11 protein-coding genes are annotated in these 9,808 nt (G+C 69.9%); 6 read left to right on the top strand and 5 right to left on the bottom strand.

Annotated features, from left to right (window positions below):
- From FFS52_RS13055 to FFS52_RS13040, 4 genes are all read left to right on the top strand, one after another.
- The coding region (locus tag FFS52_RS13055; protein ID WP_249358708.1) for an LCP family protein at positions 1–1,903 on the top strand (1,903 nt) is incomplete at its 5' end.
- Entirely contained in the window at positions 1,891–2,607 is a 717-nt protein-coding gene (locus FFS52_RS13050) for a TIGR03089 family protein (protein ID WP_137809923.1), read from the top strand. The genes FFS52_RS13055 and FFS52_RS13050, both read left to right, overlap by 13 nt.
- Positions 2,608–2,645: 38 nt before the next feature.
- Positions 2,646–3,020 (top strand): nitroreductase family deazaflavin-dependent oxidoreductase, encoded by a 375-nt coding sequence (locus FFS52_RS13045; RefSeq protein ID WP_137809922.1) that lies wholly within the window; start codon positions 2,646–2,648, stop codon positions 3,018–3,020.
- A gap of 4 nt (positions 3,021–3,024) precedes the next feature.
- Positions 3,025–3,855 (top strand): dienelactone hydrolase family protein, encoded by an 831-nt coding sequence (locus tag FFS52_RS13040; RefSeq protein ID WP_055475042.1) that lies wholly within the window; start codon positions 3,025–3,027, stop codon positions 3,853–3,855.
- 12 nt (positions 3,856–3,867) lie between these two features.
- Here the strand turns inward: FFS52_RS13040 and purE are convergent, their stop codons facing one another.
- Positions 3,868–4,380, bottom strand: a complete 513-nt coding sequence (gene purE / locus FFS52_RS13035; protein WP_055475043.1) for a 5-(carboxyamino)imidazole ribonucleotide mutase — start codon at positions 4,378–4,380, stop codon at positions 3,868–3,870.
- Complete coding sequence (locus FFS52_RS13030) at positions 4,377–5,678, bottom strand: 5-(carboxyamino)imidazole ribonucleotide synthase (protein ID WP_055475044.1); 1,302 nt, start codon at positions 5,676–5,678, stop codon at positions 4,377–4,379. The genes purE and FFS52_RS13030 overlap by 4 nt, the downstream gene beginning before the upstream one ends.
- A 77-nt stretch (positions 5,679–5,755) precedes the next feature.
- Between FFS52_RS13030 and FFS52_RS13025 the strand changes: the two genes are divergently transcribed.
- On the top strand, positions 5,756–6,316 hold the full coding sequence (locus FFS52_RS13025; protein ID WP_197282748.1) for a GtrA family protein: 561 nt from the start codon (positions 5,756–5,758) through the stop codon (positions 6,314–6,316).
- Here the strand turns inward: FFS52_RS13025 and FFS52_RS13020 are convergent.
- From FFS52_RS13020 to FFS52_RS13010, 3 genes are read right to left on the bottom strand one after another with little or no spacing between them, the layout of a single operon-like run.
- The gene (locus FFS52_RS13020) at positions 6,288–7,685 is read right to left on the bottom strand and encodes a HAMP domain-containing sensor histidine kinase (protein WP_055475045.1); all 1,398 of its coding nucleotides are present in this window, start codon (positions 7,683–7,685) and stop codon (positions 6,288–6,290) included. The two genes, FFS52_RS13025 and FFS52_RS13020, sit on opposite strands and share 29 nt — an antisense overlap.
- Before the next feature lie 7 nt (positions 7,686–7,692).
- A complete protein-coding gene (locus FFS52_RS13015) occupies positions 7,693–8,367 on the bottom strand; it encodes a response regulator transcription factor (RefSeq protein ID WP_004572230.1) in 675 nt (224 codons plus the stop codon).
- Positions 8,364–8,984 carry a PH domain-containing protein gene (locus FFS52_RS13010; RefSeq protein ID WP_055475046.1) on the bottom strand — a complete coding sequence of 207 codons (621 nt, stop codon included), beginning with the start codon at positions 8,982–8,984 and terminating at the stop codon, positions 8,364–8,366. Before FFS52_RS13010 ends, FFS52_RS13015 begins: the two co-directional genes overlap by 4 nt.
- 144 nt (positions 8,985–9,128) lie before the next feature.
- On the opposite strand from FFS52_RS13010, the gene FFS52_RS13005 reads away from it, so the two are divergent.
- The gene (locus tag FFS52_RS13005; RefSeq protein WP_055475047.1) at positions 9,129–9,749 is read left to right on the top strand and encodes a hypothetical protein; all 621 of its coding nucleotides are present in this window, start codon (positions 9,129–9,131) and stop codon (positions 9,747–9,749) included.
- Positions 9,750–9,808 lie beyond the last annotated feature (59 nt).

Below are 9,808 nucleotides of genomic sequence, written 5' to 3'. Positions count from 1 at the left end.
ACGCCAGCCCCCGCCGGACCCGCGACGTCGAGCTGCCGATCCACGCGACCCCCGCGACCCCCGGCGTCGGCCGGCCGCCGACACCCGCAACTCCGAACGTCGCGCCCCCGGCGGTCGACGAGCCACGCCAGAAGCCGTGGAACCCACCCCTACCCGGCAGCGCCGCCCCGGCGAGCCGCGGCCCGTCCGACGCACCTCCGGCGAGATCCACACCCGCCCGGCCCCGGCCGCTAAGCGGACGTCCGAGCAGAAGCCGGGCGACCCCAAGACGAGCCCGCGGAAGCCGACCGCACGTCAGTCCACCGACCCGAAGCCGACCGGACCCAAGCAGACCGGACCCAAGCAGATTGGACCGAAATCGGCCGGACCGAAGCAGACCGGACCGAAGTCCGGCGACCGACGCACGGCGGCGACGTCGTCGACACCGGAACCACCGTCGAAGCCGCCGGCGGACAGCCGACGCAAAGGTGCCCGGACCCCGGGGGCCGGCTGGGGTCGTGCGCTCATCGCGGTCGCCTCGGTGGCGGTGCTGTTGTGCACCGGATACGCCTGGAACACGATGTCGGACCTGCAGACCCGCATCACCCAGCTCGGCGGACTCGATCTCGGCGGTGGCGTCGAAGACGGGGCCGTCGACATCCTCCTCGTGGGCACCGATTCGCGGACCGACGCCAAGGGCAATCCGCTGTCGCCGGAGGAACTCCGACTCCTGCGGTCGGGCGACGAGGTCGCGACCAACACCGACACCATCCTGCTGATCCGCATCCCCGACGACGGCTCGTCGGCGACCGCGATCTCGATCCCCCGCGACTCGTATGTCGACGTACCCGGTGTCGGGATGAGCAAGATCAACGCCGCCTACGGCACGACGCGCGAAACCGTTCGCGCGCAAGCGGTCACCGACGGCAAGTCGGAGGGCGAGGCCGAGTCCGAGGGCACCCTGGCGGGCCGGAAGGCGTTGGTGGACACCGTCGCCAACCTGACCGGCGTGCAGGTCGACCACTACGCGGAGGTGGGCCTGCTGGGGTTCGTGCTGCTGACGAACGCGGCCGGCGGCATCGACGTCTGCTTGAACAACGCGGTCCGGGATCCCTTCACGGGCGCGCGGTTCCGCGCCGGCCGTCAGACTCTCGACGGGCCCAAGGCGCTCAGCTTCGTGCGCCAGCGCCACGGCCTCCCCCGCGGCGATCTCGACCGCATCACCCGTCAGCAGGCGTTCATGGCGTCGCTGACGCAGAAGATCATCTCGGCGAACACCCTGACAGATCCGGGCAAGCTGTCGGAGCTGCAGGACGCGGTGTCGCGGTCGGTGGTCATCGACGACGACTGGGACATCATCCGGTTCGCCGAACAGTTGAAGGACCTCAGCGGCGGCCGGGTGAAGTTCGCGACCATCCCGATCGTGACCGAGCAGGGCTGGAGCGAGGACGGTCAGCAGAGCGTCGTCCAGGTGGACCCGCGCGAGGTCCAGGCCTTCACCGGTGACCTGCTGGCACCGAAGCAGACGCAGGGCATCCAGCGCGGCGACTACACGGTCGACGTGGTCAACGCCGGCACCATCGACGGGCTCGCCTCGAACGTCGCGAACATCCTGACCAACAAGGGTTTCCGGGTCGGAGCCACCTCCAGCGGCAAGGCCGACACGAAGGACTCGATCGTGTACGCCAAGGAGGAGAGCGACGCCGCTCGGCTCCTCGCCAAGGATCTCGGCGGCGCCCAGGTCGTCGACGATCCCGCCCTCGGCGACGATCAGTTGAAGGTGGTGCTCACCAACACCTACGCCGGTCCGGGCTCGATCAGCGACACCGGCGACCAGACCGACAACACCCCGGCGAGCGAGCGCGTCGGCAACAAGCGCCCGCCGATCACCGCGGGCAACGAGGGGCCCATGTGCGTGAACTGACTCCGAACACTCTCACCGACGCGACCTTCGCCGCGGTCGCCGATCATTCGCGTCCGCTGCTGACCTACTACGACGACGCGACCGGCGAGCGCACCGAGCTCTCGGCGGCGACCCTCGGCAACTGGGCGGCCAAGACCGCGAACTACCTACGCGACGAGATCGGGGTCGCCGAGGGCGATGTCGTCGCGGTCGATCTCCCGGAGCACTGGCAGACGGCCGGCATCCTGCTGGGCGCGCTCTGGGCGGGCGCCGAGGTGCACTTCGACTCCACCGAAGACCCGATGGTCGTGTTCACCAGCCGCGACCGCCTCGACAGTTATCCCGACGTCGACGAGGTCGTGGTCGCCTCGCTCGATCCGTTCGCGTTGCCGCTGCGCGATCTGCCGCCCGGCGTCGGCGACTACGGCAGCGTCGTCCGCGTCCACGGCGATCAGTTCTCGTCTCGGTACCCTGCATCGGCCACCCTGGAGGGCGCCCCCATCGGCGAGGTGCTCGACGACGCCCGGGCGACGGCTGAGCGCGAGGGAATCGGACCGGGCGCCCGCGTGGTGTCCACCCGGCCGTGGTACTCCGGCGACCGGGTGATCGCTCACCTCCTGGCACCTCTGCTGGCGGGCGGCAGCCTCGTCCACGTCTCCGCGGCCTCACCGGAACGGCTCGCGGCGATCGCCGAGATGGAAAAGGCCACCCTGATCCTGTCGTGAACCCCGCGGGCACGCCGCCGATCGGGCACAGTGGGGACATGCGAATCCCCCGCGCGGTGGCCCGGCTGAACAAGCGAGTGACCAACCCCATCCAGCGACAATGGGCGCCCAGACTGGCTCCGTACGCGATGGTCGAGCACGTCGGACGCAAGTCCGGCAGGCACTACTCCATCCCGGTGATGGCGTGGGTCGACGGCGATCGTCTCACCATCATCCTCACGTACGGGCGGCACACCGATTGGGTCCGAAACGTGCAGGCCGCCGGGACCTTCGGCCTGATCCGCAAGAACCGGCACTACCGGGTGACCGGTCCGCGGGTGGTGCCGTCGGACTCGCCGGACATCGCCCAGGGTGCCCGCATCCCGGCGCGACTCTTCGACTCCGCGCTCCTCGGCACACTGCACGCGGCGTGATCTGATGGCCGACGACCCGCTCGACGACTTCGTCGCCGAGGACGTGACCCTGTACGGGACCACCCGCCGGGTGCATCGCCTCGGCAGTGGTCCCGCCGTCATCGTCATCGCCGAGATGCCGGGGATCAGCCCCAAGGTCGCCGACGTCGCGCGCCGGGTGGCCGGGGCGGGCGCCACCGCGGTGCTGCCGTCGCTGTTCGGCGTCGACGGCCGTGATCCTCGCCCGGACAACCTCGGCGCGGTCGGCTCGGCGACGAACATGCTCGGCACCATCGCCCGGGCCTGCATCACCCGCGAGTTCACGATCCTGGCCACCGGCAAGACGTCACCGGTCGCGTCGTGGCTGCGGGCGTTGGCCGCCCGCGAACACGACCGGTGCGGCGGCCCCGGGGTCGGTGCCGTCGGGATGTGTTTCACCGGCGGGTTCGCACTCGCGATGGCCACCGACGAGCGGATGCTCGCCCCGGTGCTGTCCCAGCCCTCACTGCCGTTCGCGGTGTTGCCGGGACGCGCGCGGGCCATCGACGTGAGCGAGTCGGATCTCGCTCTGGTGCAGGCGCGGTGCGCACGCGGCCTCGAGGTGATGGGTCTGCGTTTCCAGGGCGACCGTCTGGTGCCGGGAGCCCGATTCGCGTATCTCCGGGAGATCCTCGGCGACGCCTTCATCGGCATCGAGCTACCCGACGAGTCCGCGAACCCGGATTCGATGCTGCCGCGGCCACATTCGGTGCTCACCGAGGACCTCCGCGACGAGCCAGGGCAACCGACCCGCGAGGCCTACGATCGGGTCATCGACTTCTTCACCGCGAAGCTCGGCCTGCAGCCGACGATCTGATCGGCGGAAGTGCTACTCCCCCAGCAGTTCCTGCTGGAGTGCCGCGTCCTTGTCGAGAACCATCTGTTCGAGCCCCTGCTGGAATTCGACCATCCGGGCGCGCAGGTCGGCGTCGGCGGCGGCGAGGATGCGGACCGCGAGCAGCCCGGCGTTGCGGGCGCCGCCGACCGACACCGTGGCCACCGGGACCCCGGCGGGCATCTGCACGATCGACAGCAGCGAATCCAGTCCGTCGAGATGCCGCAACGGGACCGGTACCCCGATCACCGGCAGCGGGGTCGCCGACGCGACCATGCCCGGAAGATGCGCGGCGCCACCGGCTCCCGCGATGATCACCTCGATGCCGTGGCCCGCCGCCCCTGCCGCGTAGTCGAGCATGCGCTGCGGTGTGCGGTGAGCCGAGACGACGCCCACCTGGAACGGCACGTCGAACTCGGCGAGGGCCTCGGCGGCCGCCTTCATCGTCGGCCAGTCCGAATCACTGCCCATGATCAGGCCCACCCGCGGGCCGTGCGTCTCACTCATGAATGTTCATCCCATCCGTCGGTCCACGTCGCCCGCGACATCCACTGGGCCGCGCGTTCGGCACGCTCCCGTACCGACTCCGGCGAATCCCCTTCGCGCCCGACGATGTTCACATGCCCGATCTTGCGATCGGGCCGCTCGCCCTTGCCGTAGAGATGCACCTTGGCCTCGGGCATCCGGGCCATGAGGTGGTGCAGCCGCTCGTCCATCGACATCGCCGGTGCGTCCGCCGCGCCGAGGATGTTGGCCATCACCGTCACCGGCGCACTCGGTGCCGTGCTGCCCAACGGATAGTCGAGGACGGCGCGCAGGTGCTGCTCGAACTGCGAGGTCACCGCGCCGTCCATCGTCCAGTGCCCGCTGTTGTGCGGACGCATCGCCAGCTCGTTGACGACCAGCTCGCCGTCGACGGTCTCGAAGAGTTCCATCGCCATCACACCGACCACACCGAGCTCGTCGGCCAGCCGCAACGCCATCTGCTGTGCCTGCGCGGCGACCTCGTCGTCGAGCCCGGGAGCCGGTGCCAGGACGACCGCGCACTGCCCGTGGCGCTGGATGGTCTCGACCACCGGCCACGCCCCACCCTGACCGAACGGCGACCGCGCGATCATCGCCGACAACTCTCGTCGCATCGGCACCTTCTGTTCGGCGAGCAGCGCCGGTGCGTCGTCGGGGTACTCGTCGAAGACCGCGAGAGCGTCGTCCGCGCCGTCGACGAGCCACACCCCGCGGCCGTCGTAACCGCCGCGGACCGCCTTGACGACGATGGCCCAGTCGTTGGCCTCGCCGAACTCGATCAGACGAGACCGGGCCGCGGCCCGGTCCCCGGACAGGTCGGCGAAGTCGGGCACGGGCAGTCCGAGCTCGGCCAGCCGGACCCGCATGGCGAGCTTGTCCTGCGCGAAATGCAGCGCCTTCGACGGCGGCAGCACCGCGACGCCGTCGGCTTCGAGTGCCTGCAGGTGCGCCAGCGGGACGCCCTCGTGGTCGAAGGTCACCGCGACCGACCCGGACGCGGCGCGCCGCAGATCGTCGAGGTCGTCGTGCGACCCCAGGACGATGTCGGCGCTCACCTGGGCGGCCGGATCGGATTCCGAGGCCGCCAGTACCCGCAGGCACTGGCCCAGGGCGATGGCGGCCTGGTGGGTCATCCGAGCGAGTTGGCCGCCGCCGATCATCGTCACGGTCGGCATCCCCGACGCCCGGCCGCCCGGGCGCCCCGATTCAGGGACCGGCGGCACCTGCGACGACGGGGACACGGCCCCGCCGACCTGCTCGCGTGAATTCACGCGCACCATCGTGGCATGTATGCGGCATCATTCGCACAACCGCCCGGCACGTGTCCCGGCGGTTTCGTTTCGTACACTCGGATCTTGTGCCATTGATCGACGAGATGATCGCCCGCCTCCCAGCGCCGGTCCGTCGGCTCGTGATGCGGCACCACGAACTGATCAAGTTCGCGATGGTCGGCGGGACCACCTTCGTCTTCGACCTCGCCATCTTCTACAGCCTGAGCCTCACGGTCCTGGAGACCAAGCCGGTCATCGCCAAGGTCATTGCCGGCGTCCTGGCCACCATCCTGAGCTACATCCTCAATCGCGAGTGGGCGTTCAAGAACCGCGGCGGCCGCGAACGTCACCACGAGGCGATGCTGTTCTTCGCCATCAGCGGTATCGGCGTCATCCTCCAGGCCGCTCCACTGTTCGTCGCCAACAACATCTTCGACATGCGCTCCAACCTGAGCGTGTCCGAGATCGTGGTCATCGACTTCGTGCTCGGCTACATCATCGGCAACCTCATGCAGATGGCGTTCCGGTTCTGGGCACTGCGCAAGTTCGCCTTCCCCGAAGAACAGTTGCGCGGCGGGGACGCCGGATCGACCGACCTGCACCCCTCGCTCGCCGAGCTCAACGATGAGGAACTCGGTCACGCCTGACGCCCGATCGCGGGGACCGGCCGGAGTTCTCGTCGATCTCGTCGGCGAGTTCGGAGTCGCCCCGGTCGGTGCCGAGCTGATCGCGTCCGGTGACCAGCCGCGCGGGCACGACGATCGCGAACACCGGCGGTCGCCGGACGGTCAGTTCGAGTCGGCCACCGTCGGATTCGATCAATGCCCGCGCGAGTGACAGGCCGACCCCGCTCCGGCCCGCGCCGGGCCGTCGCCCGGCCGAGAAACCCCGACGGAAGATGTGTGCGGCGATCTCGTCGGCGACCCCGTCACCCTCGTCGGCGACGGTGATGCGCACCAGATCGCCCGCGGGCAGGGTGCCGACGTGGATCCGGCAGGTCCCGCGGCCGTGCTGCAGGGCGTTGTCGACCAGCACACTGACCGCCTCCCGGAGACGACCCGGGTTCGCGGTCAGCGCGTGCGGGACGCCGTCGAAGGTCGCCAGCAGTTCGCGGCCCCTCGCCTCGAAGGCGTGCCGGAAATCCCCGACCAGCGTCGTCAGCATGTCCGACACGTCGACGAACTCGGGCGCGGGTTCGTCGGCCCGGGACGCCTCGACCAGCTCGTCGAGTTCGGCGGAGAGCCGCTCGATCTGATCGAGGGCGGCCTCGGCCTCGGTGACGACCGCGGGGTCATCGTGCAGGGAGAGTTCCTCCAGGCGCAGCTGGATCGCGGTGAGGCGGCTGCGCAACTGGTGGGAGGCGTCACCGGCGACCTCTCGCTCGCGCTCGAGGCGTAGGGCGAGTTCGGCGTTCGCGTCGGCCAGTGCACGCGACACCCGATCGAGTTCGGCGATGCCGTACATCTTCCACTGGGTCCGGAAGTCGCCCCGGCCCATGGTCGCGGCCCGATCGGCGAGATCGGTCAGCGGATCGACGATCCGACCCGCGGTGACCGCGGCGACGAGCGTGCCGCCGATGACGGACGCGACGACGATGACGGCCACGATCGAGGCGGCGGTGAACTGGTCGTTGCGCACCTCGTCGCGCGGGATGGACAGGGTCAGCGTCCCGGCTGCGCCGAGCGCGATGGACTCCGAGAGCCGGGGCTCGCTGATGTCCGCCCCGACCACCGTGCGCTGCAGGGTGCCGGTGAGGTCGGGGAAGGTGACGATCAGGCTGCCGTTCGGCGGCAGCAGCAGCTGGAACGCCTCACGGTCGAGGGACTCCGGCGGGATCCGGCCGTCGGCCCCCTCCTGCCGGATCAGCTGGTCTGCGATGACCTTCAGCCGATTGTCGAGGTCCTGATGCGCGTTGTCGGCGACCCACCACCACGCGACGACACTCAGCGGGATGCCCAGCAGCCCACCGACCGCCAGCAGGACGGCGATCATGGTCGTGAGCAGGCGACGGCGCATGAGACGACTAGGGGTCGAACCGGAATCCGACGCCGCGCACGGTCACGATGTGGCGGGGACGGTCGTGGCGGTCGTCGCCGATCTTCCGGCGCAGCCACGAGATGTGCATGTCCAGGGTCTTCGACGACCGCAGGTCGGCCGAACCCCACACCTCGGTGAGGATCTCCTCGCGCGTCACCACCTCGCCCGCGCGTTCCATGAGGAAGCGCAGCAGGTCGAACTCGCGGTTGGCCAGGGTGAGGTCGTGTCCGTTCACCAGGACGCGGCGTGCCCGCGCGTCCAGGCGTAGGGCACCGCCCTCGAGGACGACGTCGCCGGGCTGGCGACGCCGCAGGAGGGCACGCACCCGCGCCAGCAGCTCGGCCAGGCGGAACGGCTTGCCGACGTAGTCGTCGGCGCCGGCGTCGAGGCCGACCACGAAATCCACCTCGTCGGTGCGTGCGGTCAGCATCAGCACCGCGAGCGCGGGTCGCTGGGCCCGTACCCGCCGGCACACCTCCAGACCGTCGAGCACCGGTAGCCCGAGGTCGAGGATGAGCAGTTCATAGCGGGTGTCGAGGGCTTTCTCCAGGGCATCCGCCCCGGTCGAGACCACCTCGCAGCCGTAACCCTCACGCGACAGCGCCCGCGCGAGCGGTTCGGCGATCGCGGCGTCGTCCTCGGCGAGCAGCACGGTCGTCATCGGTCGCGGACCCCCCGGTTCTCCGCCCGGTCACCGGGGTGCACGGGACCGTCGGCGGGCTGGTCGTGGGAATCGCGCCGGTGTCCGTCCCACGGATGATCTTCGTCGTCGTGGACGTCGAGCACCTCGTGGTACAGCAGCGCGTGCACCCTCTCCACCTGCGGGATGTCGTCGAAGGACAGCGGTTCGTCGGAGGCCGACTCGATGACCAGCGTGCCGGTGCGCAGCATCCGGTCGACGAGGCCGTGCCGGAACTCGACGGTGTTGATCCGGCGGATCGGGATGTCGATGCCCGACCGGGTGATGATTCCGTTGCGGAACATCACCCGCCGGTCGGTGAGCACGAAATGCGTTGTCTTCCAGGACATCAGCGGGCGGACGAAGTACCAGCAGAAGCCGATGGCCCAGACCGCCGCGACCGCGATGAGCAGCACGGTCTGCGGTGTCGACCGCAACCCCGACGACGTGATGACGCCGAGGAGTACGCCGGCGGCGGCGGTGAGGAGCCCGAACAACAGGAACGGCCCGAGCAGGCATTTCCAGTGCGGGTGCCGATGGAGTACGACGCGTTCCCCCGACGCCAGGTTCTCCCGCGGATAGGCCATGCGGCTCAGCATAAACGGCCGGGTGCCGCAGTAGACTGCCAATCACGCCGACCGCCGCCGTCCTCGTGCCGTGAGCATGCCAGGGCCCTGACACCAGATCCGACCGACACCAGATCCGACCATCGGCTTTCACGACCGGTCGGGGAGGAGAACGCCATGAGCTACCAGGATCCCCGCGACCCGCGGACCGCGCGCTACGAGTCCGGTTACACACCCGAGTCGCGTGCCTACAGCAGCCAGAACGACCCCTATGCGCGCGATCCGTACGCCGCCGATCCCTATGCGGGAGATCCGTACGGGGGCCAGGGCGCCTACGGCCGGCCGGGCCAGCCCGCCAAGCCCCGTCGTGGCCCGGACATCAATCCCGTCACGTTCGCCGGCGGTGTGGTCATGACCGGCGTGGTGACCGGTCTCGCGGCATGGCTCGTCGCCTGGATCATCTCCGCATTCGTGGAGAAGGTGAACGAGTCGGGCAAGTTCGGCGTGTGGAACCCGGTCGCCGCCAGCGAGCTCTGGTTCGGCGTCGTCGGCTTCCTGTGCGCGCTTGCCGCGGGTGCGCTCTGGTACGTGCTGCACCTGGTCACGCCGTCACCCGATCAGTTCTACCGGTGGATCGTCGGCCTGCTGCTGGTGGCGGCCGTGCTGATCCCGATCCTGACCTACAACCAGATCTCGGTGGGCATCGAGACCGCGATCGTGCATCTGGTGATCGGTCTGCCTTCGCTGACGATCATCCCGGCGATGGCCGGCAAGAGCGTCCAGCGCCCCGCCGGCTGAGCCGGCGAGGAGCGGAGCGACGAGCCGAGTGTTCCCCGCCGGCTGAGCCGGCGAGGAGC

It is taken from the genome of Gordonia sp. ALPHA1B1 (assembly GCF_005502615.1).
GTDB lineage: Bacteria > Actinomycetota > Actinomycetes > Mycobacteriales > Mycobacteriaceae > Gordonia > Gordonia hongkongensis.
The sequence above is the reverse complement of the archived record's forward strand: the minus strand, read 5'-3'. Positions and strand labels throughout refer to the sequence as shown.

Bases quoted from the DNA above. Each gene is read 5' to 3' on its own strand.
- FFS52_RS13045 (WP_137809922.1), top strand. From the start codon at position 2,646: ATGCGAATCCCCCGCGCGGTGGCCCGGCTGAACAAGCGAGTGACCAAC.
- FFS52_RS13040 (WP_055475042.1), top strand. From the start codon at position 3,025: ATGGCCGACGACCCGCTCGACGACTTCGTCGCCGAGGACGTGACCCTG.
- purE (WP_055475043.1), bottom strand. From the start codon at position 4,380: ATGAGTGAGACGCACGGCCCGCGGGTGGGCCTGATCATGGGCAGTGAT.
- FFS52_RS13030 (WP_055475044.1), bottom strand. From the start codon at position 5,678: ATGGTGCGCGTGAATTCACGCGAGCAGGTCGGCGGGGCCGTGTCCCCG.
- FFS52_RS13020 (WP_055475045.1), bottom strand. From the start codon at position 7,685: ATGCGCCGTCGCCTGCTCACGACCATGATCGCCGTCCTGCTGGCGGTC.
- FFS52_RS13015 (WP_004572230.1), bottom strand. From the start codon at position 8,367: ATGACGACCGTGCTGCTCGCCGAGGACGACGCCGCGATCGCCGAACCG.
- FFS52_RS13010 (WP_055475046.1), bottom strand. From the start codon at position 8,984: ATGCTGAGCCGCATGGCCTATCCGCGGGAGAACCTGGCGTCGGGGGAA.
- FFS52_RS13005 (WP_055475047.1), top strand. From the start codon at position 9,129: ATGAGCTACCAGGATCCCCGCGACCCGCGGACCGCGCGCTACGAGTCC.